General features: G+C 66.6%; 26 protein-coding genes. 16 read left to right on the top strand and 10 right to left on the bottom strand.

The genetic code is table 11. From position 1 onward, the window contains the following. Positions 1–572: 572 nt before the first annotated feature. Positions 573–1,502 carry an inositol monophosphatase family protein gene (locus MJQ72_RS44560; protein WP_240596922.1) on the bottom strand — a complete coding sequence of 310 codons (930 nt, stop codon included), beginning with the start codon at positions 1,500–1,502 and terminating at the stop codon, positions 573–575. 20 nt (positions 1,503–1,522) lie between these two features. Further along, complete coding sequence (locus MJQ72_RS44555) at positions 1,523–2,314, bottom strand: hypothetical protein (RefSeq protein ID WP_240596921.1); 792 nt, start codon at positions 2,312–2,314, stop codon at positions 1,523–1,525. Positions 2,315–2,660: 346 nt separating this feature from the next. Here MJQ72_RS44555 and MJQ72_RS44550 point away from each other — a divergent pair, with 346 nt between their 5' ends. The 7 genes from MJQ72_RS44550 to MJQ72_RS44520 all read left to right on the top strand — a co-directional run bounded on the left by MJQ72_RS44550 (position 2,661) and on the right by MJQ72_RS44520 (position 9,508). Further along, on the top strand, positions 2,661–3,131 hold the full coding sequence (locus MJQ72_RS44550; protein WP_240596920.1) for a hypothetical protein: 471 nt from the start codon (positions 2,661–2,663) through the stop codon (positions 3,129–3,131). A gap of 542 nt (positions 3,132–3,673) precedes the next feature. Next, positions 3,674–3,928 carry an AMED_5909 family protein gene (locus MJQ72_RS44545; protein WP_240596919.1) on the top strand — a complete coding sequence of 85 codons (255 nt, stop codon included), beginning with the start codon at positions 3,674–3,676 and terminating at the stop codon, positions 3,926–3,928. After that, positions 3,928–4,275 carry a helix-turn-helix domain-containing protein gene (locus MJQ72_RS44540; protein ID WP_240596918.1) on the top strand — a complete coding sequence of 116 codons (348 nt, stop codon included), beginning with the start codon at positions 3,928–3,930 and terminating at the stop codon, positions 4,273–4,275. The genes MJQ72_RS44545 and MJQ72_RS44540 overlap by 1 nt, the downstream gene beginning before the upstream one ends. Before the next feature lie 344 nt (positions 4,276–4,619). Next, positions 4,620–6,203, top strand: coding sequence for an FtsK/SpoIIIE domain-containing protein (locus MJQ72_RS44535; protein WP_240596917.1), 1,584 nt, complete (start codon positions 4,620–4,622; stop codon positions 6,201–6,203). Next, the gene (locus MJQ72_RS44530) at positions 6,200–7,879 is read left to right on the top strand and encodes a replication initiator (RefSeq protein WP_396426917.1); all 1,680 of its coding nucleotides are present in this window, start codon (positions 6,200–6,202) and stop codon (positions 7,877–7,879) included. The genes MJQ72_RS44535 and MJQ72_RS44530 overlap by 4 nt, the downstream gene beginning before the upstream one ends. Before the next feature lie 20 nt (positions 7,880–7,899). Next, positions 7,900–8,097, top strand: coding sequence for a helix-turn-helix domain-containing protein (locus MJQ72_RS44525; RefSeq protein ID WP_315860817.1), 198 nt, complete (start codon positions 7,900–7,902; stop codon positions 8,095–8,097). A gap of 103 nt (positions 8,098–8,200) precedes the next feature. Beyond that, positions 8,201–9,508 carry a site-specific integrase gene (locus MJQ72_RS44520; RefSeq protein ID WP_240596916.1) on the top strand — a complete coding sequence of 436 codons (1,308 nt, stop codon included), beginning with the start codon at positions 8,201–8,203 and terminating at the stop codon, positions 9,506–9,508. A 161-nt stretch (positions 9,509–9,669) separates the two neighbouring features. On the opposite strand, the gene MJQ72_RS44515 is transcribed toward MJQ72_RS44520, so the two are convergent. The 3 genes from MJQ72_RS44515 to MJQ72_RS44505 form a co-directional block, all read right to left on the bottom strand. Further along, positions 9,670–10,428 (bottom strand): 3-hydroxybutyrate dehydrogenase, encoded by a 759-nt coding sequence (locus MJQ72_RS44515; RefSeq protein WP_240596915.1) that lies wholly within the window; start codon positions 10,426–10,428, stop codon positions 9,670–9,672. 174 nt (positions 10,429–10,602) lie between these two features. Further along, entirely contained in the window at positions 10,603–11,334 is a 732-nt protein-coding gene (locus tag MJQ72_RS44510; RefSeq protein WP_240596914.1) for an oxidoreductase, read from the bottom strand. Beyond that, positions 11,331–11,828: a phosphoribosyltransferase gene (locus tag MJQ72_RS44505; protein WP_072029625.1), complete on the bottom strand. Its 498-nt coding sequence runs from the start codon at positions 11,826–11,828 to the stop codon at positions 11,331–11,333. Before MJQ72_RS44505 ends, MJQ72_RS44510 begins: the two co-directional genes overlap by 4 nt. A 115-nt stretch (positions 11,829–11,943) precedes the next feature. On the opposite strand from MJQ72_RS44505, the gene MJQ72_RS44500 reads away from it, so the two are divergent. From MJQ72_RS44500 to MJQ72_RS44490, 3 genes are all read left to right on the top strand, one after another. Beyond that, the gene (locus MJQ72_RS44500; RefSeq protein WP_240596913.1) at positions 11,944–12,522 is read left to right on the top strand and encodes a GNAT family N-acetyltransferase; all 579 of its coding nucleotides are present in this window, start codon (positions 11,944–11,946) and stop codon (positions 12,520–12,522) included. Positions 12,523–12,622: 100 nt separating this feature from the next. Beyond that, entirely contained in the window at positions 12,623–14,593 is a 1,971-nt protein-coding gene (acs, locus tag MJQ72_RS44495; protein WP_240596912.1) for an acetate--CoA ligase, read from the top strand. 157 nt (positions 14,594–14,750) lie between these two features. After that, positions 14,751–15,236: a DUF6319 family protein gene (locus MJQ72_RS44490; protein WP_240596911.1), complete on the top strand. Its 486-nt coding sequence runs from the start codon at positions 14,751–14,753 to the stop codon at positions 15,234–15,236. A 54-nt stretch (positions 15,237–15,290) separates the two neighbouring features. Here MJQ72_RS44490 and MJQ72_RS44485 read toward each other — a convergent pair whose 3' ends face one another. After that, the gene (locus tag MJQ72_RS44485; protein WP_240596910.1) at positions 15,291–15,626 is read right to left on the bottom strand and encodes a cupin domain-containing protein; all 336 of its coding nucleotides are present in this window, start codon (positions 15,624–15,626) and stop codon (positions 15,291–15,293) included. Then, positions 15,623–16,927 (bottom strand): MFS transporter, encoded by a 1,305-nt coding sequence (locus tag MJQ72_RS44480; RefSeq protein WP_240596909.1) that lies wholly within the window; start codon positions 16,925–16,927, stop codon positions 15,623–15,625. The genes MJQ72_RS44485 and MJQ72_RS44480 overlap by 4 nt, the downstream gene beginning before the upstream one ends. A 107-nt stretch (positions 16,928–17,034) precedes the next feature. Between MJQ72_RS44480 and MJQ72_RS44475 the strand changes: the two genes are divergently transcribed. Beyond that, positions 17,035–17,715: a DUF2848 domain-containing protein gene (locus MJQ72_RS44475; protein WP_240596908.1), complete on the top strand. Its 681-nt coding sequence runs from the start codon at positions 17,035–17,037 to the stop codon at positions 17,713–17,715. On the opposite strand, the gene MJQ72_RS44470 is transcribed toward MJQ72_RS44475, so the two are convergent. Together MJQ72_RS44470 and MJQ72_RS44465 are read right to left on the bottom strand one after the other, a co-directional pair. Beyond that, positions 17,679–18,455, bottom strand: coding sequence for a tRNA(His) guanylyltransferase Thg1 family protein (locus MJQ72_RS44470; protein ID WP_240596907.1), 777 nt, complete (start codon positions 18,453–18,455; stop codon positions 17,679–17,681). The genes MJQ72_RS44475 and MJQ72_RS44470 overlap by 37 nt on opposite strands. Positions 18,456–18,458: 3 nt before the next feature. Then, positions 18,459–18,911, bottom strand: coding sequence for an ATP-binding protein (locus MJQ72_RS44465; protein ID WP_240596906.1), 453 nt, complete (start codon positions 18,909–18,911; stop codon positions 18,459–18,461). 112 nt (positions 18,912–19,023) lie between these two features. Between MJQ72_RS44465 and MJQ72_RS44460 the strand changes: the two genes are divergently transcribed. Continuing rightward, complete coding sequence (locus MJQ72_RS44460) at positions 19,024–19,743, top strand: VIT family protein (RefSeq protein WP_240596905.1); 720 nt, start codon at positions 19,024–19,026, stop codon at positions 19,741–19,743. A 215-nt stretch (positions 19,744–19,958) separates the two neighbouring features. On the opposite strand, the gene MJQ72_RS44455 is transcribed toward MJQ72_RS44460, so the two are convergent. Continuing rightward, on the bottom strand, positions 19,959–21,419 hold the full coding sequence (locus tag MJQ72_RS44455; protein ID WP_240596904.1) for a peptide MFS transporter: 1,461 nt from the start codon (positions 21,417–21,419) through the stop codon (positions 19,959–19,961). Between the two features lie 208 nt (positions 21,420–21,627). Here MJQ72_RS44455 and nhaA point away from each other — a divergent pair, with 208 nt between their 5' ends. The 4 genes from nhaA to MJQ72_RS44435 are packed head-to-tail and all read left to right on the top strand — an operon-like array spanning position 21,628 to position 24,719. Beyond that, on the top strand, positions 21,628–22,824 hold the full coding sequence (gene nhaA / locus MJQ72_RS44450) for a Na+/H+ antiporter NhaA (protein ID WP_240596903.1): 1,197 nt from the start codon (positions 21,628–21,630) through the stop codon (positions 22,822–22,824). Positions 22,825–22,875: 51 nt separating this feature from the next. Continuing rightward, positions 22,876–23,370 carry a phage holin family protein gene (locus tag MJQ72_RS44445; RefSeq protein ID WP_016337874.1) on the top strand — a complete coding sequence of 165 codons (495 nt, stop codon included), beginning with the start codon at positions 22,876–22,878 and terminating at the stop codon, positions 23,368–23,370. A gap of 15 nt (positions 23,371–23,385) precedes the next feature. After that, the gene (locus MJQ72_RS44440; RefSeq protein WP_240596902.1) at positions 23,386–24,309 is read left to right on the top strand and encodes an alpha/beta fold hydrolase; all 924 of its coding nucleotides are present in this window, start codon (positions 23,386–23,388) and stop codon (positions 24,307–24,309) included. Next, positions 24,306–24,719, top strand: a complete 414-nt coding sequence (locus MJQ72_RS44435; protein ID WP_240596901.1) for a DUF1992 domain-containing protein — start codon at positions 24,306–24,308, stop codon at positions 24,717–24,719. Before MJQ72_RS44440 ends, MJQ72_RS44435 begins: the two co-directional genes overlap by 4 nt. The last annotated feature ends 14 nt before the right edge of the window (positions 24,720–24,733 follow it).

Below are 24,733 nucleotides of genomic sequence, written 5' to 3'. Positions count from 1 at the left end.
GTCCGGCCGTGTCCTGTCGTCTGACGGCCTGTAGACGGCCTGGCGGGCAGGCGGTCATGCCCGGGTTCGAGCTGGGTGTTAGCAACCTGATCATGTGGGAAAGCAGGAAACGATAGCCCCGCTTCAGAACAAGAGGCGGGGCTATCGCTGTGTCCTGGCCCAATGCCGGTCCCTGTTCTGCCCCCGTCCCCTCGTCCCTGCTGCCTCTAGCGCCGGTTCGGTCGTGTCAAGGCACGCTTTCCCGCCTTGATGCGGGCGGGCCGGTGTTAGACGCTGAAAGGCGAGGGAGCCCCGGTGACCACTCCACGTCAGTCGGGTGGGTCGGGTGACCTGCCGTGTTGCTCCTGGGTCTCCGTCGTCGTTGGTGGCGCGCTGCGGGTGCTGCCCTGCGGCGGGCTCGCCCGGCGGCGCCTGCCGGAGCGGAGCGGGAGGCCGGCGTCGCCTCCTGGGCGTAGCCCGCCGGACGGGTGGTGACCCGCGCGCCGCCAACGGCGGCGCCTTGATCCCATAGAGCCAAATTCGGCAGGCAACGCATGTAGCCGTCGCCTGCCGAAGTGAGAGGTACAGAGGGGCTACACGCGCAAGGATTTCAGGATCTCGTCGGCAAGGCTGGCGCTACCGGCGGCGATGAACTTTTGGCGCGGGTCCATCGCTGCACCAATGTCGGCAAGCGAATGAAAGCCGTAGTCAAGAGGGATCGGTCGGCCGTGCAGGTCGATGACGGCCCCGCCTGCTGCGTGAAGTATGTAGTGGCCTGGTGCGAGATCCCAGATGGCGAAACCCTTGGCAAATTCGACGGTGGCATCGGTCATCCCTGCGGCCACATGACACAAGCTCACCGAGCCGAAGTCGACGCCAATGCGCCCCTTCTTCTTGTCCCCGGCGGACGGCGCGCTGAGCGCAGCGAGAAAATCCCTTTGCTGTGCAAGGGAGACAAACCGTGTGTCTGGCCGCATGAGGTAGTTGGTGACCAACGCTTGCGACAGAGAGGCTTGGGACGGTCGATCGAGAACGTATTCCGTCGAGTCGGCGGTAACCATGAACGCGCGGTCCACGCCTTGTGCATCTCGCGCGCCAATGTAGAGCTGAATGTGATGGAAGATATCTCCGATCACCGAAACGATCGGTCGCGCAAGCGAGCGCGAGTAGACCATGATGTGGGTGTAGCCGTACAGGCCCCGCACGGCAAGTTCGCTCGTGTCCAGCGGATCAACCAAGACGCACAGATCGGGGTCTGGGTCCGGGCCGATCACCTCGGGATCAGCTTCCTCTGAGGCGTACACGAACGAACGGACGTGTTTGGCGATTTCCTCTTTGTAGCGTTGGTGCATCCAGAGGTCGAAGTCTGAGAGAAAGTTGTCACTGTGTCGTAGGTTTTCATGCTCACTACGCTTGCCTGAAAGGGCGGCGTATTCAAGCCGCGGGCGTATTTCGAGCATCATTGCCTTGACTGAATTGGCGATATTTGCCGCCAGATCAGGAATCAAGCTGTCGGGCTTCATTGATTGGCCACCTTCGAGGTTTAGCGCAGTTCCAATGGGGGTTCAATGCCGGGCGGGCTCATGGTTGCAGCGATGAAGATAGCCGAGAAGTCTGCCTTGCGCAGGTTTTGCACGCCCGCGAGGTCGTCAAAGCTGTACGCGCGGGGGTCGTCCCCGTGGGTCATGGCGCCAAACACCGCAAAGTAGAGGTCTGCCGTCGGGTAGCGCTCTCGGACCTGTTTTGCGAGGTAACCAATTGCGTCCGAGTGTTTGACTTCGAAATCGCACAATACGATCGTGGGATGGTCTTTTGATTCCGGGAAGACGGAAGCGTCATCGAGTTCAATTCCGCCGCGAACCTTGTTGCAGCGAAGGTATCCGATAGGGCATCGCGAGAACCGTGAGGAAGAAAGAAAGGTAGCCATTACCAATCCGGCCTCGTTGATGCCGAAGCAAATATCGACGTCGAGACGGCTTCCGAGGTTCTTGATCTGGCTTCCGAGTCGTTCAATGCCAAGGCCAAAAGTTTCCCAGTTGAGATCCAGGAGACTTCCGGGCTGGGGGTTTGGTAGGGAAAATACGTCGATCTTCGCTTCGCCGAATTCGGCACGGGGAACCGATAGAGTAAATTCCTCGCCGATTTGGCTTCCGTACGGAGCGCGGCGCACTTCGGGTTCGAGGCGAGTTTCCTCGGGCTGCTCCGGGGTGGCACTCGGTGGTTCGGGTACGAACTCGATTCCGCCGTCGTGGGGCTCGAAGAGTTGTTCGGCCTGCCAGCCGGGGAGCATTGCTTCAAGGATGCGGCAATGGTCGGCGTAGGGAAGGCCGACCATGTCACCGGATAGCCACCGATAGAACTGGGCCTTGCTGGGGCGCCGCCTCGTAGGCTCTTGTCGACCCTCTCGGCCACCTTGTCGTACTCGCGACAGAACGCGCGGTAGCTCTGCAAGTGCCGTCCCCTGAGCAGCACTTTGAGAACGATGGGGCGGGCCTCCGACGTGGCCGTATCGGTGCTCATGAGACCAATCTAGCACGCGAGACAAGACAAGATGAGACAACATGAGCACGCGATGCGTTCAGGTGAGTACTCCATGGTGTCGTGACGGGACACCTGTTTGGCCGATTGTTGTAGGTACGCCGGTAAAGGCGGAAACGACAAGCGGAAAGGTTCAACACGACATGGCGATCGAAAAAGGTATCCGGTTCAGCATCGAGCACGACGACGCGTTCCCTATGGGTCTGGTGATGGTGGGAGAGGTGTCGGCGGACAACGAGTACCAGTCGCGTGAGGACAAGGCGCAGGGGCGGCCGGTGCGGCAGAGGGTCGATGAAGTGACGGGTAAGCGGCAGTGGAAGTTCACGGCGACCGATCCGGGTGAGGCGAAGGCGAAGCGGGCATCGTTTGAAATCACGTTGCTGGCTGATGTGCAGCCGGTGCCGACGACGGCGGAGGTGATGCCGGGGATGCGGCCGGTGGAGCTCGACGGGTTGACCGCTGAGCCGAAGGTGACCGGGCAGGGCGAGTTCAAGTACCTGGCCTACATGTTCCGCGCGACCGGGTTCAAGGCTGCGGCGAGTGGCTCGGGTTCGGCCCCGGGTGGGAAGGCGGCCCGGTCGACGGCGGGTGAGTCCTCGGCCAAGGCCGCGTGACGGCACTGACTTCTACAGGGAAGTGGTGTCGTGATGCCGAACAAGCGGGTATCAGCGTGGGAGACGGCCTATCGCGCCTATCGGGACGCGTCGGACGCGGACGCACGGTCGCGGGGCACGAATCCGGAGGTTGCCTGGGAGATGGCGGCGGCGTCGCGGTCGGTCGCGCAGGCCTGGCGGGCGTTGGCCGGTGACCGTGATCAGCCGTGGTGGGTGGTTGCCGCCGTGGGCTCGGCCGCGCAAGCGTTCGAAGACCAAGCACGGGAGTGGGAACGCAGGGCAGGAGGTGACGAGTATGCGGGAGGGGTTCGGTCCGACATGGGTGATCTCCCGGTGGGACGAGGCGACAGTGGAGGAGACTGGTTCGAGTCCGGAATCACCCCCGGCGCTGGTGCTGTCGGGTACGGCTGGCCTGCTGCTGATCAGGCCCCCGGGCGACCGGAGCACTTGGCCGGACCGAGCCGCCTTCCTTCGCCGACTCCGCGATTGCGCGGACGAACTGGCGGCGCTGCTCGAAAGCCGCGCAAGGAACGGGGTCTGTGATGACTACCCCGGGCAGGAATGAGCCGCAAACGCTCAAGGATGCTCACCACGTTGCGGCGTCCACTCGGCCGCTGCCGGGCTCGAACCTCGCAACGTGGCTGAAATGGCGGCAGGCCAACGCAAAGATGTACCGCGCAGTGTCCGATGTGGACCGTTTCCATCATCACGAGATTCGGTACTGGGTCGCACACGAGGAAGACAAGGCGGAGGAGCTGGCGGCGAGGATCGCGAAAGAGAAGGCGGAGACTCGCTGATGGCGCTTGATTCTGACGTGGTCGTCGAGCTTGCCGACCGTTACGTGAATGAGGGGAGAACTATCGAGGGCCTGGCTCAGCAATACGGGTTCAGCTATCGGGCGGTCCGAACGGCGCTCCTCGGTGCGAAGGTCAAGCTTCGCCCCCCAAAGGTCCCGCTGCCGCCAGCGCCTCCGGGTCTGGTGAACGCTTACAACGGCGGCCACACGATTCAGCAACTGGCTGACATTCATGGCATGAGCTGCGGCCAGACTCGGCGGGTCCTGCTGGCCGAGGGTGTTCAGCTTCGCCCACCCGGCAGGCAGGCTTCGACGCAGTGGGGAGCGGATCGAATCTCGCGCTACTAATTCAGATAGACCGAACGAAAAGTCAATATAGAAACAAAAACGCGCGTGAGGACGTGCGATACATAAACACGTCCTCACGCGGCTAAAAGTGTCCCATAAGAACGCAGAACCGGCCTTGGTCGGCAAACTGAAACCGGTTCTGCGCCTGTCCACTGGAGCAAGTGAACAATGAATAAGATAAATGATGACACGCGGCGCGCGTCAACGGGGGTCACCCGAACGCGCTGTACGGAATGCAAACGGTTCGCTCGGCTGCTGCCGGGTGAGGAGAAGTGCTCCCCGTGCATGGGGATGCTGCCGCTGCCGATCGTGGTTCCCGCTGCTGGTCTGCGGGGTGGTCGGCGATGAACACGCAGGAGATCATGACCACCCTTGCGGTCGGCGGCGGTCTGGCGGTGGTGCTGTGGGTGCTGGCCAAGGTCGGCCGTGTCCTGGCGAGTGTGCTGGAGGCATTGGCCGCGCTGGCGGTGCTCGGAATGGCGCTGTGGGGCCTGTTGCGGGTGGTCGGCTGGATTGTTCGGCAACTGGTCACGCGCTGGCGTACCTGCCTGGCACTGCTGGCTTTGTGGGCCTGGTGCACCTGGCTGGGCTGGATCTCGCTCGTCGTCACGGTGGGCGTGCTGGCGGTCGTGCTGCTGGTGTGGTGGCGGCTGGACGAGGTGGGCTATGACCAGTGGTGCGGTCGGTGGCTGCGCGGGTGGTGGCTGCGCTGGGCGCTCTACGGTCGGAAGCTGGCCGGTTGGCTGCACGCCTGCGGCCTGACTGTCCGGGATGACGCGATTCCCGTTGATGTGACGGTGAATCTGGTGTCACGTCGGCGTAAGCGTGAGGCGGTCGCGAAGGCTCGGCAGGCATCCGGGGTGGCAGTGCCGAAACTGCTGTCCGTGCGCTCCGGCCCGTCGTGGGATGAGGTCCGGGTCCGGCTGGTTCCGGGCCAGAAGCCGGAAGACTTCGATGAGGTCGCGCGGGAGCTGGCGGTGGCGCGCAAGGTTCAGCGGTGTCAGGTGCGGGAGCTGGAACCCAATGTGGTGTCCATCGACTTCATGCGCCGTGATCTGCTCGACGCGGCGGTGACGTGCCTGCCTGTCCCGGAGCTGCTGCCCACCGACGGGTCGGGGGTGGATCTGCGGGCGGTCTATGCGGGGTCGACGGAGTACGGCACGCCGTGGACGCTGCCGCTGATGGGTCGTGGCGCGCACACGTTGGTGGCTGGCGCGACCGGGGCCGGTAAGGGCTCGGTGATGTGGTCGCCGCTGGTGTCGGCTGCCCCGGCCATCCGGGCCGGTCTGGTGCGTGTGTCGGGGATCGACCCGAAAGCGATGGAATTGTCCTACGGGCGCGGGATCTTCACCCGCTACGGCCAGAGCGGTAAGGAGGCTCTGGAGATCCTGGACGCGCTGATCGATGAGCTGGAGAACCGTAAGCGCGTCTTCGCGGGAAACACCCGTGAGGTGCCGCTCTCGACGGAGTATCCGTTGGAGCTTCTGGAGTTCGACGAGATCGGCGCGTTGACCCGCTACACCGACCGCAAGACCCGTGAGGCCATTGTGGAGCGGGTAGCAGTGCTGGCCACGCAAGGCCGTGCGCTGTTGTTCACGGTGCGCGGCTATGTGCAGGAGCCGACGAAGGAAACCGTTCCGGTGCGGGAGTTGCTGCCCCGGCGGGTGGCGCTGCGGGTGACGTCCAAGTCGCAGGTTCCGATGGTGCTCGGTGACGGCGCGTTCGAGCGCGGGGCGTGGGCGAACCGGATTCCGGAGTCGGCGGCCGGTGTCGGCTACGTGTGGGGAGAGGGCATCCGCGAACCGCTGCGTGTGCGGGCGGGCTGGGTGTCCGATCAGACGGTCAAGCATCTGGAGCACTACGTCACCAACGGTGGCGCGTCGGTGGTGCACCTGTCAGATCGGCGCGGCGAGAGGGGGACGGCATGACCACCACCGAAATCACGAATTCGCAGGTAGAAGCGGGTGCGGACGCCCGGCCGGCACCCCCGAATGGAGTAGGGGTCAGGGTAAGCCGCGGGACGCTGTCAGCGGAGGTCGTGAAGGCCACTGCGGAGAAGCACGGCGTGTGTGTTCGGCCGTTCACTATGGAGGTCGGAGACACCGAAACCGGCGAGATCCGCTACGTGCCTGTGCCGTGCGGGTCCACTGTGGAGTCGGTGTGCCTTCCCTGTGCTCGCAAGGCAAAGGCGCTGAGGCAGGCACAGTGCCGCGAGGGCTGGCACATGACCGAAGAACCCGTGATCACCCGCGAGAGGCCGTCAGAGACGCAAACGGAGCTACTGGAGTTCCGGGCTGACCTGGCGGCGCACTACCGGGACGCGATCGAAGCCGGGGATGAGGTCGAGGCGGAGGAGCTGCGGGCAGAGGTCGCCTCGGTGGACGAGGAGCTGCGGGCGTCCGGGATGACGGGGCGCCTGCCCGCTCTCGACGTTCCGGAGAAGCGTCCGGTGAAGCGGTCCACGAAGCGGCGGCAGGATGCGCCGAACCTGCCTCGGCGCAAGGTCGCCAAGACCACCGTGGGTCGTGAGTACGCGGGGAAGTTCCGGCCGTCGATGTTCGTCACGCTCACCTGCGACACCTACGGCCCGGTGCGGTCCGATGGTTCGCCGGTGAACCCGTCGACGTATGACTACCGGCGGGCGGCTCGGGACGCGGTGCACTTCTCGGCGCTGGTGGACAGGTGGTGGCAGAACCTGCGGCGCGTGGTCGGCTGGGATGTGCAGTACTTCGCCACCGTGGAACCCCAACGGCGGGCGGCTCCGCACCTGCACACCGCGCTCCGGGGCTCCATCTCCCACGAAGTCATCAGGATGGTCACGGAGGCTACCTACCATCAGGTGTGGTGGCCCAACCATGACGAGATCGTGTACACGGACCGGGAACCGTTGTGGGACATGGATTCCCGCTCGTTTGTGGACCCGGACACGCGGGAGCCTCTGCCGTCGTTCGACGAAGCTCGGGAGGCGGTGGAGGAACCGGCGCACGTGGTCACGTTCGGCCGTCAGGTGCACTCCAAGGGGATCTTGGGCGGCACGGAGGAATCCGGGCGTCATATCGGCTACCTGACCAAGTACCTGACGAAGTCGACGGGTGAGGTGGTCGACGCTGACACTGCGGCGCAGCGGGATCACCACGACCGTCTTCACGCTGAACTGTCGGTGACCCCGTGTTCGCCTCGGTGCGCGGTGTGGCTGCTGTACGGCATCAACCCCAAGGGAGCCAACGGAAAGACCGTTCCCGGACGCTGCAAGGGACGCGCTCACCGTCGGACGACGCTCGGGCTGCCGGGTCGGCGGGTGTTGGTGTCGCGGAAGTGGTCGGGCAAGACGGTGGCCGATCACAAGGCGGACCGGAAGGCGTTCGTGGTGTCGGCGCTGGCGGATATCGGGGTGGTGAAAGAGGAACCGGCGGCGGATCGGTTCGTCTGGCGCAAGGTCGAACCCGGCGACACCCACTGCCCACCGAGGGACCACCTGGTGATGCGCGCCATCGCCGAACGGATCACCTGGCGGGCCGAGTACGGCCGGGCGCTACTCGCTGCGCAAGGTCCACCCGGTGACGACAGTCCCGAAACTTCGGCAATCGGGCTGCGGGCTGCTTGATCGAGGGGAAGGGGGATCAGGTGAGCACGGATGTGGCCGATGTTGAGGCGTTGTGGACGCCGGACGAGCTGGCGTCGTTCCTGCGGATACCGGAGAAGACGTTACGAAATTGGCGGTCCGAGGGTGAATCGGGTCCGCCGTGGATGAAAGTCGGGCGGCATGTGCGCTACGCGCCCGGACAAGTGAGGGCATGGCTGGCGAAGCTGTCCAGCTCCTAACCGGCGGGGATCCGGGTCGTTCTGTCATGGCGGCCCGGGTCCCTCGTCGTCGTGTTATGGGACGCCGATGCTTCGGCAACCTCGAAGAGAAAGGGACTACCCGGTGAAAGGTCACGTTCAAGACCGGTGGTGGCGGCAGAAAAAGGAAGGCAAGCGCCTTGTTTTCGATGCCAACGGCCGTCCGGTGCGGGAAAAGACGGAATTGTTCGGCAAAGGAGAACGGTACAAGGTCCACTATTACGATGAGGACGGCAAGGAGCGGGCGAAGTCGTTTCCGGACAAGCAATTGGGAAGGGCGAAGGCGTTCCTGACCAAAATGCAACACGATGTGCTATCGGGTGAGTACATCGATCCGGACGCGGGCAAGATCAGTCTCCGTGTCTACACGGCGCAGTGGCTTAAGGGGCAGTCGCAGGACGCGTCGACCATGCAGACGGTTGCGCACCGATTGAAGGCGCGCGTGTATCCGAAGCTCGGGGATAAGCCGCTTGAGGTTGTGGCCAAAGTGGACACATTGCGGGACTGGCTGGAATGGCTCAAAGAGGGCGACGAGAAGACAGCGGGAGTGGAGGCGTCCTACCGGGCACAGTTGTGGGATCTGCTGTCGGCCATCCTGGAGGCTGCGGTGGCGGACAAGAAGATCCGCGCGAACCCGTGCAAGGCCAAGAGTGTCCGGCGTCCGAAACCGGAGCAACGGAAGATCGTTCCCTGGCCTGATGCGAAGATCCACAAGGTGCAGCTCGCGCTGCCGCCCGTGTATCAGATCATGGTTCCGCTCGGCGGCGGGTGCGCTCTGCGGCAGATGGAGATGTTCGGGACCAGTCCGGACGATATCGACCGTGACGCCCTTGAGTTGCGTGTAGAGCGGCAAATCAGGTGGATCGGGAAGGTTCCCGTGTTCGCGCCTCCCAAGGGTGGGAAAACGCGCGTGGTGCCGCTCGGGGAAGGGGTCCTCGACGCGATCGACGACTACTGCGAGATGTTCGAGCCTGCCACGCTCACGCTCCCTTGGCTGCACCCCGGCGGTGATCTGGTCACGGTGCGGGTGTTGATCAACAAAGACTCTGACGAGTTGGGCAAGTATCGGGGCACGCTGGCCACAAGCGTGTGGCGGGGCGGGAACTTCACGAACGAGGTATGGGGTCCCGCTGTCCGCGCGGCGGGGTACGACTACGGCAAACGACGTGACGGCATGCACGCCCTGCGGCATTATTGCGCGTCGGCCTGGCTGGCCAACGGCGTCTCTATCAAGGAAGTCGCCGAATACCTTGGTCACCATGACCCCGGCTACACCCTCCGCATTTACACCCACCTCGTGCCGAACAGCCACAAGCGCGCCCGACTGGCGGCCAACAAGACGTTCAAGCCCCGTCGACGGCCTGAACCGGCCTCCGACTCCGCGACGGCCTGACGACGGCCTGACAAGATCAACAACTACATAATGGCTGGTCAGCGCACCTTAGAAAAAGTTGTCGTACCACTCGATCGTCGTGCCGATCAGGCTGGCGCTGACGACCTTCGCGATCGAGCCGCGGTTCTGGGTGGTCACCGGGGAGGTCCTTTCTTGGGGGTTCACGCGGCGGTCCAGCCGCCGTCGAGGGGGATCGAGGTACCGGTGACATGGGCGGCGTGATCGCCGGACAGCCAGAGCACGCACGCGGCGACGTCCGCCGGTTCGATGAGCCGTTTGATCGCCGAACGCCGCAGCAGGACCTGCTCGATGACGGCGTCGCGTTCGAGCCCGTGTTCCTCGGCCTGTGCCTGGAGCTGGCCGGTGACCAGCGGCGTCCGGACGTAGCCCGGGTTGACGCAGTTGCTGGTCACGCCGTGTTCGGCGCCTTCGAGCGCGGTGACCTTCGAGAGGCCTTCGAGCGCGTGCTTCGCGGTGACGTACGCGGATTTGAACGGGCTCGCGCGGAGGCCGTGGACGCTGGACATGTTGACCACGCGCCCCCAGCCGCGTTCGTACATGCTCGGCAGCGCGCGGCGGATGAGCAGGAACGGCGCGGTGACCATCAGCGACTGGACGCGGGTGAACGTCTCCGGCGGGAACTCGTGGATCGGCGCGATGTGCTGGAAACCGGCGTTGTTGACGAGGATGTCGATCTCGGCGGGCAGCGTCTCGACGGCCTGGGCGTCGGTGAGGTCGACGACGTGCGGGATGCCGTCGACGTCGGCCGCCGCCTTCTCGACGGCGTCGTCGATGTCGACGAGGTGGACCTTGGCCCCGGCCTCGGCGAGCGCTTCGGCGCAGGCCAGCCCGATCCCGCCCGCGGCGCCTGTGACCAGCGCGGACTTACCCGCCAGATCGCTGTGATACGCACCACTCATGCCCGACGACGTTAGGTCGCCCGGCGCGCTTAGACCATGTGGTCACGCACTACACCTTGGCAAGATCCCGTATGGCCGGACACCACGTGGGCTGAAAGCGTCCTTCACCGCATAGGACGCGGTGAAGGACGCTTTCGTCGCGTGAGATGCGGCGAAGGACGCTTTCAGCCCACGTCAGCCGGCGGCGTCGGAGATGGACTTCGCCTCGCGAGCGCCGGCCTCGAAGGCTTCGCACGAGAAGAGCAGCCAGGCGCGGACGCCGTCCGGAGTGCCGCCCGCGAACGACGAAGCCGCTTCGAGGTACTTCGGGACGCGCCGGAAGTACGCGACCTCCGGCACCGTCAGCGCCTTCGGGTCCAGCCCGGTCGCCACCGCCGAAAGCCGCGCCGCCGCCCGCGCGACGACACCGTCCGCGGAGCCGAAAGGCTTGAGCGCCAACAGTTCCCCGTGCACGACGGCGGTCAGCACCGGACCCGGCACCGACGTCGCGCCGGTGACCAGTTGCGCCAGCAGCTCCAGCCGCGGCCCGACGTCACCGGACGATCGCGGCCGCCCCAGCGCGTCGAGGTCCGTCACCAGATCCGACGCGGCGAGAACGTGCAGTCGCGCCAACGCCTGCAGCGGCGCCCGCCGCCATGTCGGGAGCAGGCCTTCCAGCGCTTCCGCGACCCGCAGCGCGCCCGCCAGCACCGGATCGGTCACCTCGCCGGATTCCGGCAGTTCAGGCGCGGCGCCCTCGATCCCCGCCGACGCGCGCGCCGACCGCACGGAGGCTTCGGCGGCCGTCGCCGCGCCACCGCGCAGGTTGGCGGGCAGCCGGTGGACGGCGAACACCGCGTCCTGAGCCGATTTCGCGGCCGCGGCGACCCCTTCGAGGTCCAGCAGCGGCTTCAGCGGATCCGTCACGCGTCCAGCACCTGACCCACGCGCCGCACCACGGGCGCCTGCACCGACCACGGGAAGTTGATCCACCGGTCGGTGTGCTTCCAGACGTACTCGCATTTGACCTCGGAACGCGGCTTCTCGTAGACCACCGCGCAGCGCACCTCGGCGACGTGGTCGGCGCAGAAGTCGCGGACCAGCTTCAGGGTCGCGCCGGTGTCCGCGACGTCGTCGGCGACGAGGACCTTCTTCTTGGTCAGGTCGACGACGTTCGGCACCGGCGGCAGCATCACCGGCAGGTCGAGACGCTGGTCGACGCCGGTGTAGAACTCGACGTTCATCACGTGCAGGTTCTTGACGTCCAGCGCGTAGCCGAGCGCGCCCGCGACGAACAGCCCGCCGCGCGCGATCGACAGGATCAGGTCCGGCTCGAAGCCGTCGTCGGCGACGGCCTGTGCCAGATCCCTGCTGGCCGTGCCGAACAACTCCCAGGTGAGCTCTTCCCGCTCTTCGGCCATGGTGCCTCGCCTTCGTCGATCGTTCCCGCGAGCATAGGCAACGACTCAGTGGCCTTCTCGAATGCTTCGAAACTGGCTATCCAGTAAGGCCATTGCCGGTCGTAACGTCATGATCGTGACCGACTGGAACACCCACGCGACCTTGACCGGCGAACGCGTCCGCCTCGAACCCCTCACCCGCGACCACGCCAAGGGCCTCTTCGCGGCAGGCGCCGACCCTGCGATCTGGACCTGGCTCAGCCTCCGGCAGCCGCGGGATCTCGCCGCTGCCGAAGCGATGGTCGAAGACATCCTCGCCGACACCGACCGCCGCGCCTGGGCGCAGATCGACGCGCGCACCGGCGAGGTCGCGGGCACGACGTCGTTCTACGCGATGAACGCGCGCCACAGGATCGTTTCCGTCGGCTACACCTGGATCGGTTCCGAATGGCAGCGGACCGGACTCAACCGCGAGTCGAAACTCCTGTTGCTGCGCCACGCTTTCGACGACCTCGGCGCGAACCGCGTCTCGTGGGAGACCGACATCCGCAACCTCAAGTCGCAGAAGGCGATCGAACGTCTCGGCGCGCAACGGGAAGGGGTGCTGCGCGCGCATCGCGTCCGGCCGGACGGAACCATCCGCGACACCGTCGTCTACTCGCTGACCGGACCAGAATGGCCGGCGGTCCGCACCGCCTTGTCCTCAAGCGTGTGAATGCCGCGCGCAACCACGATGCAACCTTTTACTTCGCGTCGTAACGTCGATAGCGTGCCAACGGGCGTGAAGACACGCGAATCACAGGAGGCATCGCACCATGACCGAGCAGTCGCCGGCGCTGGACAATTTGCTCACGGAGAGCAGGACCTTCCCCCCGAGTGAGGCTTTCAGCGCGCAAGCGAATGCCACCGCCGACTTCTACGCCGAAGCCGACGCCGACCGGGAAGCGTTCTGGGCCAAGCAGGCCGAGCGCCTGCACTGGGAAACGAAGTGGTCGCAGGTACTGGACTGGACCAATGCACCGTTCGCGAAGTGGTTCGTGGGCGGCAAGCTCAACGTCGCGTACAACTGCGTGGACCGCCACGTCGATTCGGGGCACGGCGACCAGGTCGCCATCCACTGGGTCGGCGAGCCCGGCGACAGCCGCGACATCACCTACGCGCAGTTGAAGGAAGACGTTTCCAAGGCCGCGAACGCGCTCGAGTCCCTCGGCCTCGAGGCGGGTGACCGCGTCGCCATCCAGATGCCGATGGTGCCCGAAGCGATCGTCGCGATGCTCGCGTGTGCCCGCATCGGAGTCCTGCACAGTGTCGTCTTCGGTGGTTTTTCCCCGACAGCGCTGCGTTCCCGGGTGGACGACCAGGCCGCGCGGATCGTCATCACCACCGACGGCCAGTACCGCCGCGGCAAGGCCGCCCCGATGAAGGCCAATGTCGACGAAGCACTCGAAGGCGCCGAATCGGTCGAGAAGGTCATCGTCGTGCGCCGCACCGGCGAAGAGGTGCCGATCACCGAAGGCCGCGACATCTGGTGGCACGAGCTGGTCGACGGCCAGTCCGCGGAGCACGCGCCGCAGGCGTTCGACTCCGAGCACCCGCTCTTCATCCTCTACACCTCCGGCACCACCGGGAAGCCGAAGGGCATCCTGCACACCTCCGGCGGTTACCTGACGCAGGCCGCGTACACGCACCACAACGTCTTCGACCACAAGGCCGGCGAAGACGTCTACTGGTGCACCGCCGACATCGGCTGGATCACCGGGCACACGTACATCGTGTACGGGCCGCTGGCGAACCGGACGACGCAGGTCGTCTACGAAGGCACGCCGAACACCCCGCACGAGGGCCGCCACTGGGAGATCGTGCAGCAGCACAAGGTCTCCATCTACTACACCGCGCCCACGCTGATCCGCACGTTCATGAAGTGGGGCAACGAGATCCCGCAGAAGTACGACCTCTCGTCGCTGCGCGTGCTGGGCAGCGTCGGCGAGCCGATCAACCCCGAGGCGTGGATCTGGTACCGCGAGAACGTCGGCGCGAACTCCGCGCCGATCGTCGACACCTGGTGGCAGACCGAGACCGGTGGGATCATGATCTCGCCGCTGCCGGGCGTCACCGCCACGAAGCCGGGCTCCGCGCAGAAGGCGCTGCCGGGCATCTCGGCGAAGGTCGTCGACGACCAGGGTGTCGAGGTCGGCAAGGGCGGCGGCGGATACCTGGTGCTCGACAAGCCGTGGCCGGGCATGCTGCGCGGCATCTGGGGCGACGAGCAGCGGTTCCGCGAGACCTACTGGTCCCGCTTCGCCGACCAGGGCTTCTACTTCGCCGGAGACGGCGCGAAGTACGACGCCGACGGCGACATCTGGCTGCTGGGCCGGGTCGACGACGTGATGAACGTGTCCGGGCACCGCATCTCGACCACCGAGGTCGAGTCGGCACTGGTCTCGCACCCGACGGTCGCCGAGGCCGCCGTCGTCGGCGCGACCGACCCGACCACCGGGCAGGGCATCGTCGCGTTCGTCATCCTGCGCGGCAACGCGGTGGACGGTGGCGACGCGGCCGTCCAGGAACTCCGTAACCACGTCGCCAAGGAGATCGGGCCGATCGCGAAGCCGCGGCAGATCCTGGTCGTGCAGGAGCTGCCGAAGACGCGGTCGGGCAAGATCATGCGCCGCCTGCTGCGCGACGTCGCGGAGAACCGCCAGGTCGGCGACGTGACCACGCTGGCCGACTCGTCGGTGATGGACCTGATCTCTTCGGGCCTGAAGTCCGGCAAGACCGAGGAGTAGTCCCACCTCAAGCGCCATGAACGGGCCGTTCCTCGCGAGGAACGGCCCGTTCATCGCATCCGACACGCCTACCACACCCCGGTTCGCCTCAGTCGAACGCCTGTTCTAGGATGTGCCGGGTACCACCCCATACCCGGGCAAGGAGACGACACCGACGATGACCGTGGATGCCTTGACACGCACTGACGCCGTGTCCGAAGAAGCGGCTACCGAAGCGCCCGTCGACTCGACGCCGCAGGCGGAGACGGCCGAAGCCCCGGCCGAGGCGAAGACCGAGACTCCGGAAACCCCGGAGACCTCCACCGACGAAAACGCGGTGGAGTCCCCCAAGCCCAAGCGTGGCCGTCCGAAGGTCGCCACGACGGCGAAGAAGACCCGCACCGTCGAGCTGACCCTCACGGTCACCGGCACCGCCGACGGCGAGTGGCAGGCCGAGCTCAAGAACGGCGCCAAGTGGGTCGCGAAGGGCCTGGAGATCCCGGCCGCCGCCGTGTCCCGCGCCGCGAAGGAGCTGCACGCGGACCTGTCGGGCCCGATCGACGAGGTCATCAACGCCGCCCGCGAACTGCAGGCCGCGAAGGTGGCCCAGCTCGAAGCCGAGCTGGAGAAGGCGAAGCTGGCGCTGGCCGAGCTGGACGCCTGAGACTTTCCTCCCGACCGGGGCGGACGCTGGATATCAGTGTCCGCCCCGGTTTCTTCATTCCGCGATCGGCGGCCGCGAAGGCAGCGGCGTTTTGAACTCGACCCACTGACTGTCCACAATGGCCTCGACGCTGTGCGGGACGCCGCGCGGGTGGACGATGGTCCCGCCCGCTTCGAGCGTCACTTCCTCGCCGTCGAGCGTGCCACGCAGCGAACCCGAAACCAGGTACACGATGCTGTCGTGATCGTGGCTGTGCACGGGAGAAGCGACGCCTGCCGGATAGTGGATCTCGTATGCCAGCCCGCCTTCCGCCGTCGCGAGCGTGCGGAACCGGCCCTGCCCGCCGATCAGCGGCAGACCCTCCACAGTGGACATCGAAGTCCAGGTCATCGCACGGGCTCCATGGCAGCCGCCTCCTCGCGGTCCGGGTCACGGGCGAGCACGACACCGACGATGGTCACCACCGCGGTCACGAGCAGGTAGCCCCCGATCGCGAGCCAGGTGTCGAAACCGGCCAGCAGCGCGGTGAACAGCAGCGGCGCGGGCGCCCCGCCGATCACGCCGGCGAGCGTGTACGCCAGCGAGCTGCCGGTGTAGCGCAGGCGCGGCGAGAACTGCTCGGTGACGAGCGCGGCCTGCGGGCCGTAGAGCGCGGCGTGGATGACCAGCGCGAGCACGATCCCGATCGCCAGCATCGCGAACGAGCCGCCGCTGACCATCGGGAAGAACACGAACGGCCAGATCCCGGCGGCGATGGTCGCGAACAGGTACATCTTGCGCCGCGAAACCCGGTCCGAAAGCGCACCGAACAGCGGCATCAGGATCAGCTGGAACGCGGAACCGATCATCACCGCGGCCAGCCCGGCACCGCGCGAAAGGTCGGTGTGCGTGGTGACGTAGGTGAGGACGAAGACGGTGAACAGCGCGTAGAGCACGTCCGGACAGACGCGGATCAGGACGGCCGCGACGAGCGCGCGGCGTTCGGTGCGGAAGACCTCGGAGATCGGCGCGGACGAACGTTCGCCCCGCTCCTGGATCTGCTTGAAGACCGGCGTCTCCTCCAGCTTGAGCCGGATCCAGAGACCGAATCCGACGAGCGCGCCGGACAGCAGGAACGCGATCCGCCAGCCCCAGCTGTTGAACTGATCTTCGGTGAGCAGCGCGGCCAGCACGGCGAGGACACCGTTGGCGAGCAGGTTGCCCGCGGGCGGGCCGATCTGCGCGGCCGACGCCCAGAAGCCCCGTTTGCCCGGATCGCCGAACTCACTCGACAGCAGCACGGCGCCACCCCATTCGCCGCCGATGCCGACACCCTGCGCGAACCGCAGCGCCACGAGCAGCACCGCCGCGAAGCCGCCGATGGTCTCGTAGGTGGGCAGGACGCCGATGAGGAACGTCGCCACGCCGGTGAGCACGAGCGTCATGACCAGGATGCGCTTGCGACCGAGCACGTCGCCGAGGCGGCCGAAGAGGAATCCGCCGAGCGGCCGCGCGAGGTAGCCGACGGCGTAGGTGGAGAACGCCGCCATCGTGCTCGCGAGCTGGTCTTCCGAGGGGAAGAAGAGATGCCCGAAGATCGTCGCGGCCGCCACCGAGTAGGCCGCGAAGTCGTACCACTCGAGCGCTGTTCCCGAGAGGCTGGCCGCGAAGGCCTTGTGCAACGAACGCCGGTCACCGGCTGGTGAGGTCATGTCCACATCCGTCCGTAGGAGGTCCGCAACCCCGCCGGGAGGGGTTGAATTGCGGATATACTCCTTGTATACAAGCTGTATGCGCAACCCCCAATCTCGGAGGACAGATGCCTGAGCTGCGTTTCACCCTTCCCGACGGCCAGGAGCGGCGGACCGAGGTCCACACGCTGCTGAACGCCGGATACGCCGGTCGCAGCCAGGAGGACGTCGCCGCCCACGTGGCCGAACTGGCCGAACTCGGCGTCCCCGCGCCTTCGGTGATCCCGGCGCTCTACCCCGTCGCGCCGTACCTCGCGAGCCAGACCGACGAGGTCCCGGTGCAGCACGAGCGGACCTCCGGTGAGGCCGAATGGGCCATCGTCATCACCGGCCCCGAGCCCGAGGACGTCCTCCTGACCGCCGCCTGCGACCACACCGACCGCGCGCTCGAAGCGCACGGCGTCGCGTGGAGCAAGAACGCCGGCCCCGACGTCCTCGCCGCCAAGGCTTGGCGTCTCGTCGACGTGCAGGACCGGCTCGACGACCTCACGCTGTCCGCCTGGGCCGATGAAACCCTGATCCAGCAAGGGAAACTCGCGGAACTGCTGCCGCCGTCGTACTGGCTGGACGTGCTGCGCGAGCGCGGCCTCCACGCCCCGGGCACCGTGCTGATCTCCGGGACCATCCCGATGGTGCACGGCGTCGACCAGTTCGCCGGCTCCTGGCGCGTGGAGCTGGGCGACCCGGCGACCGGCGAGACGATCGAACTCGCCTACTCGGTGCGTCGGTTGCCCGAGCCGATCGGCTGAAGCAGTTCACCGAGGAACGCCCGGTACTCGCCCTTCATGGGCAGCTCACGATCGACGCGAACACGCCGGCGGGTCGCGGCGACTTCGACCGCTCGCACCGGGTCGAAACCGGTGCGCTCGTAGGACTCCCAGTACAGCCCGACGCCGCGACGCTGCCAGGCGGGGACTTCGGCGAAATTGACGCCGTGCGCGAAGAGCAGTTCGTTCTTCTCGGAGACGCCAGTGCCTTCGAGAGCCGCACCGGCCTCGCTCGCCGATTTCCCCGCCTTGCGCAGGATCCAGTAACACCAGCCGTTGAGCGCGCAGCGGGCCGCGTCCGCCTGACGCCAGGAGAAGTAGTCGACGACGTCGTCCGTCGTCGTGCCGAGCCAGACCCTGCTGTCGAAGTGCGCGGGCACACCGGCGGCGTGGGTGAACGCGGCCGACGCGACCCCGGCGGAGATCGACACGAGCTTCTCCACACCCCGGCCGAACAGATCGGCGGCCGGAGGGAGCACGAGCGAGATCTCGTCGCTTTCCGTGTACACGTAAGGCGAAGCGAACTCCGCCAGCAACGCGTTCGCCGTCTCGGCCATGCAGTCGGCGAACCGCGGATCGAACGGTTTCTCGAAACGCGCTTCGGTGAACTTGGAGAAGCCCCGGCCGTCGACGCGGAGCACCGTCCAGGCCCCCGGGGGCACGGTCAGCCCGTGGAACCACTCGCGTTCCCGTTGCCGTGCCTCGAAATCACTCGCGTCCATGGTTCACCCCCGCTCCACGACGAAACCGCCTTCACCGTCGAAACCGACGGTGTACAGCTCGTCGAAACCGTCTTCGGCGCTCGGGCGCCGCAGCCGCTTGAGCGTCGCATACAGACCGACGTCGGGCACCCGGGTTTTGGCGCTTCGCAGCGCGTTGCGCTCTTGGGAGCCTTCGAGGTCCGGCGGGAACCAGTATCCGGACACGCGCGCACCGTGCCTTCTGGCGACCTCGATCAGCGGCGTCCACTCCTCCGGCGACGGATTGGTGTTGTCCACGACCACCGAACGGCCTTCTCCGAGCGCCTCGGCCAGCATCCGCAGCTGGCGGCGCTGCCGTCGTTTGGCGTTCGGGAAGTGGTCCTTGCTGAGATGGACGTGCGTTCCGGCGAACACCCGCCGGAAGAACGTCGACTTGCCGGACGCCTGCAACCCGATCAGGATCACCACCTCTGCCATGTCCGGCAATCTATCCGACGACTTAGGTAAGGCAATAATGAATAAGGATTGCCTCAATTGACCGAAACGCTTTCCGCTCGCCTCCCGCCGTTTTCCGTGTTTCACTGAAACGGTGACCGATACGGTATCGACCGAGCATCCCCACGAACCGCACGCGGATCTCGGCGGCAAACTGAACTGGTTGCGCGCCGGGGTCCTCGGCGCGAACGACGGGATCGTGTCGGTGGCGGGCATCGTGGTCGGCGTCGCGGGCGCGACCACCGACTCCACCACGATCGCCACCGCGGGAATCGCGGGGCTCGTCGCGGGCGCGCTTTCGATGGCGGGCGGCGAATACGTCTCCGTGAGCACCCAGCGCGACACCGAACGCGCACAGTTGCGGCTGGAAAAGCGTGAACTGAAAGAGATGCCGGAAGCCGAAGAACGGGAACTCGCGGAAATCTACGAGGAGAAGGGCCTTTCGCCGGAACTCGCCGCCGAGGTCGCCCGCGAATTGACCGCGAAGGACGCGCTGCAGGCGCACGCCGAGGCCGAACTCGGCATCGATCCGGGCAATCTGACCAGTCCGTGGCAGGCGGCGTGGGCCTCGCTGGTGGCGTTCACCGTCGGCGCGCTGCTGCCGTTGCTGTCGATCGTGTGGACGTCGACCTCGGCGCGCGTCTGGGCGTGCGCGGCGGCCGTCGTGGTCGGGCTGGCGCTGACCGGGTTCATCAGCGCGAAACTCGGCGACGCGCGGGCCGGCCGCGCGATCGCGCGGAACGTCGGTGTCGGCGCGCTGACGATGCTGGTGACCTACTACGTCGGTGTGCTGTTCGGGACCACCGTCGGCTAGGCCCCGTCTCACGTGCTCGAAGGCGTAACTCGCGTGATCAGAGACGCGACTCGCGTGCTTGGAGGCGTAACTCACGAGTTACGCCTCCAAGCACGCGAGTTACGGCTTCAAGCACGCGAGTTACGGATAGCGAAAGGGCCCTTCACCGCTTCCTATGCGGCGAAGGGCCCTTTCAGCACCTCCGAGGGTCGCTCGTCAGCGCGGGAGGAAGAGCGTCAGTGAACGCCCTTCATCAGCTTGCGGATCATCGGCGTCGCCACCAGGAGCGCCACACCGACCACGATGGCCACACCGCCGACGATGCTGAAGTACGGCGCTTCGTCGTCGACCGTGTAGTACTCGGCGAGCTTCCCGGACATCGCCGTACCGAGCGAAATGGACAGGAAGTTCAGCGCCACCATCTGCGTCCGGAACGCCTCCGGCGCGAGTTTGGTCGACAGCGAGAGGCCGACCGGCGAAAGCATCAGCTCCGCCATGGTGAACACGAACAGGATGCCGGCCAGCGCGAGCAGCGGGCTCGCGTTCTTGCCACTGCCGACCATCGGGAGGAACAGCAGGAACGCCACGCCCATGGTGACCGTGCCGAGCACGAACTTGATCGGCGAGGACGGCTGCCGCGAGCCGAGCTTCGTCCAGACCGCCGCGACCACCGGCGCGAACAGGATGATGAACACCGGGTTGATCGAGTTGACCCACGCGACCGGCATCTCCCAGCCGAAGATCGTCCGGTTCAGCCGCTCGTCGGTGTAGGCCGCGACCACGGTGAACTGCTGCTGGTACAGCGAGAAGAACGCGGCGCTCGCGATGAACATCGGGATGAACGAGTACACCCGGCTGCGTTCGTCGGAGGTGATCTTCTTGCTGCCGATGATCACCACGAAGTAGATCACCGAGATGATCGCGACGGCCCAGACGACGACGTCGACGAGGTTGCCCGGGTTGATCACGCCGAAGACCACGAGCAGCACGATCGCCGCGACACCCACCGCGGTGCCGCCGAAGACCAGCGGCCGCTGCGACGCGGGCAGCGGGTTGGGGATCTCGCTCGCCTTCTCGCCGAGGTTCTTGCGGCCGATCGTGTACTGGATCAGGCCGAGCGCCATCCCGAACGCGGCGAGCCCGAAGCCGACGTGGAAGCCGATCTCGCTCTGCGCGAGGCCGGTCAGCAGCGGCCCGACGAAACCGCCGATGTTCACGCCCATGTAGAAGATGGTGAAACCGCCGTCGCGGCGCTCGTCACCCTCCGCGTACAGCGTCCCGACGATGGCCGTGGCGTTGGATTTCAGCCCGCCACTGCCGACGGCCACGCACACGAGGCCGACGCCGATCCCCGCCAGCCCCGGCAGCACGGCGAGGCTGATATGCCCGATCATGATCAGGATCGCGCTGTAGAACAGCGTCCGTTCGGAGCCGAGCACGCGGTCCGCGACCCAGGCGCCGATCACCGCCGACAGGTAGACCATGCCGCCGTACGCGCCGACGATGCCGAGCGCGGAGGCCTTCGGCAGCGCGAGGCCGCCCTGACTGACTTCGTAGTAGAGGTAGATGGGGAGGATCCCGAGCATCCCGTAATACGAGAAACGCTCCCACATCTCGACGCCGAAGAGGTTCGCCAGCCCTCGTGGGTGCCCGAAGAACCTCGTGTCTTGCTGGACCTCGGTAGAGGTACTCACCATGCCGTCCTTATCGAAGACATCGTTGTCGGTTTTCAGTTGACATGCTAGAAGCCCACCATGTGGACGGGACACCGACGTCCGTCCGATCTCTGTGGCAGCTGTCATGAACGCGAGATTTCCGCAGCTTGAGGCGTTAAAATGGTGTCAAGGTGCGCCGGGAAGTCTGGTCGGCAACAGTGTTCGTCGTTGCCGAAACCCGGAGGATGCCTTGTCCGGCCCCACCCGCCCCGCGAAAGCGGTCGCCGAATTCGCCCGCTACCTCCGCACGGAGACGACCGGCGGGATGATCCTGCTCGCCGCCACCGCGGTCGCCCTCATCTGGGCCAATTCGCCCATCGACGACATTTACCGCGCCATTCGCGATTTCCGGCTCGGCCCCGAATTCCTCCACCTGAATCTGACGATCGGCGACTGGGCGAAAGACGGCCTCCTCGCGTTGTTCTTCTTCGTCGCGGGGCTCGAACTCAAACGCGAACTCGTGGTCGGTGAACTCTCCCGGTTCAAGCAGGCGATCCTGCCGGTGGTCGCTGCGGTCGGCGGCATGGTCGTCCCCGCGCTGGTCGCGCTGTCCATCGGCTGGGGCACGCCGGGGGTCGAACGCGCGTGGGCCATCCCGGTCGCCACGGACATCGCCTTCGCCCTGGGCGTGCTCGCGCTGACCGCCTCGAACCTGCCCAGCAGCGCTCGCGTCTTCCTGCTCTCGCTCGCGGTGGTCGACGACCTCGGCGCGATCCTGCTCATCGCGATCCTGTTCACCGCGAAGTTCGACCTCGTCGCCGCGGGCATCGCCGTCGTCGCTCTCGCGCTGTACGCGTACCTCCAGCACCGCCGCGTCCGCAGCGCCTGGATCTACGTGCCGCTGGCCTTGATCACCTGGATCGCGGTGCATTCGGCGGGTATCCACGCCACCATCGCCGGCGTCGCGCTCGGCCTGCTCACCCGCGTCCGCGCCGACGAGGGCGAGGAGCACGCGCCCGCGATCCGGCTCGAACACCGGTTGCAGCCGTGGTCGGCTGCGGTCGCGGTGCCCTTGTTCGCGCTGTTCGCGGCCGGGATCAAAGTGGACAGCGAATCGCTCAGCGCGGTGTTCACCACGGCGTTGCCGCTGGCCGTGCTGGTCGGCCTGGTCGGTGGGAAGCTGCTCGGGATCTTCGGCGCCAGCCTGCTCGCCGTGAAGTTCAAGCTCGCGGAGAAACCCCGGGGCATGGGCTGGCGGGACATCGGCGCGCTGTCGATGCTCGGCGGCGTCGGGTTCACCGTGAGCCTGCTGATCGCCGATCTCGCGCTCGACGGGGAAGCCGTCGAACTGGCGAAGGCGGCGGTGCTGATCGCCTCGGCCATCGCCTCGCTTTCGGCCGCCGCGATGCTGCTGCACCGCAGCCGCGTGCACGCGCGCGAGGATTGAGAACGCGACACTCGCCGGTCCGCCGCGCCCGTGATCGGGGCACGTGGCACGATGACCGGTGTGAGCAGCCCCAAGCACGAACGTACCGGCCCCGACGGCGTGGGGGCCGTGCCCTACCTCCCCCTGTCGAGCGATGACGACGTGGTAGCGAGCGAGCAGTCCCTCGGGAAACTCGTCGGCGATGCCACACAGCATGTCTCGACGCTGATCCGCGCCGAGGTCGAGCTGGCCAAATCCGAGGTCGTCGCGGAGGCGAAGAAGGGCCTCAAGGGCGCCATCTTCTTCCTGGTCGCGCTGGTCGTCGGGCTGTACAGCTCGTTCTTCTTCTTTTTCTTCCTCGGCGAGCTGCTGTCGGAGTGGCTGATGCGCTGGGCGGCGTTCGCGATCGTGTTCGGGCTGATGCTCGCCACGACGGCGGTCGCGGGCTTCCTCGGCTATCGCAAGGTGAAGAAGATCAAGGCGCCCGAGCGCACGATCAACAGCTTCAAGGACACCGCCGCCGCGTTCAAGCCGCGTCATGACGACGCGCCCGCGGACCGCGACTGAGAAGTCTTCGAGTCGGTGCAGGCGACACCGGATCCGTCGATCGTCCGGATCGACGGCCCGTGGACCCATCGTGACGTCTCGGCGAACGGCATCCGGCTGCATGTCGCCGAACTCGGCGACGGGCCGCTGGTCGTGCTGCTGCACGGGTTCGCCGAGTTCTGGTGGGCCTGGCACCATCAGCTGACCGCGCTCGCCGACGCCGGTTTCCGCGCGGTCGCGGTGGATCTGCGCGGCTACGGCGACTCCGACAAACCCCCGCGCGGCTACGACGCCTGGACCCTCGCGGGCGACGTCGGCGGCCTGATCAAGTCGCTCGGCGCGCGCAAGGCGCATCTCGTCGGGCATGCCTGGGGCGGCATGCTCGCGTGGACGGTCGGCGCGCTGCACCCGCGGCTGGTCTCGTCGGTCAGCGTGCTGGGCGGCGCGCATCCGCTGGCGTTGCGCCGCGCCGTCCGCCGTCCGGGACAGCTGCGGGCTTCGGGACATCTGTTCCGCTTCCAAGTACCGATGGCGCCGGAAAAATGGCTGGTCAAGGACGACGCGCTCGCCGTCGAGGAGCTTTTCCGCCACTGGTCCGGTCCACAATGGACGGACACGGCGGAGTTCGCCGAGACCGTGCGGACGTTCCGGCAGGCGATGCTCGTGCCGGGCGTGCCGCACAGCGCGCTCGAGTACTACCGATGGGCGTTCCGCGCGCAGTTCCGCGGCGAAGGACGCCGGTTCAGCGAAGCGCTGCAAGGCCGCTTCGCCCCCCGTGTGCTGCAGCTGCACGGCGAGGAGGACCGGTGCGTCCTGCCCGAAACCGCGGCGGTGTCCCGCCGCTGGGCCCCGGACGCCCGTCTCGAACGCTGGCCCGGCATCGGGCACTTCCCGCATCTGGAGGCCCCGGAACGCACGTCGGCCGCGCTGCTGGACTTCTTCCGTATCTTGGAGGCATGACCGAGCGCAAACCGACGGGCGTGTCGTTCGAGTCCTGGGTGGACAGGCAGGTCAGCGCGGCCGAGGCGAAGGGCGAGTTCGACGACCTTCCCGGCGCGGGGAAACCGCTGCCGAAGACCGACGGCAAGGACACCGCGCTGGCTTGGGTGGTGAACAAGGTCCGCGCCGAGGGGCACGACGTTTCGGCGCTGCTGCCGCCTTCGCTGGCGATCGCGAAGGAGCTCGACGATCTGCCGGACACCCTGGCTCGCGTGCGCCGGGAGGCGCGGGTGCGGGAGATCGTCGAGGACCTGAACGAACGGATCCGCGCCGAGCACCGGCGCCCGGCGGGCGGTCCGGTGCTGCGGGCGCGGCCGCTCGATGTGGAGGAGACGGTCGCTTCGTGGCGCGAAGGCCTCTCGTCCTCGTGAGTGGGAAAGACGGT

This window comes from Amycolatopsis sp. EV170708-02-1 (assembly GCF_022479115.1).
In the GTDB taxonomy this organism is placed as follows: Bacteria; Actinomycetota; Actinomycetes; order Mycobacteriales; family Pseudonocardiaceae; genus Amycolatopsis.
Note: the sequence above shows the minus strand (reverse complement) of the source record. Positions and strands in the feature narration are given on the sequence as shown.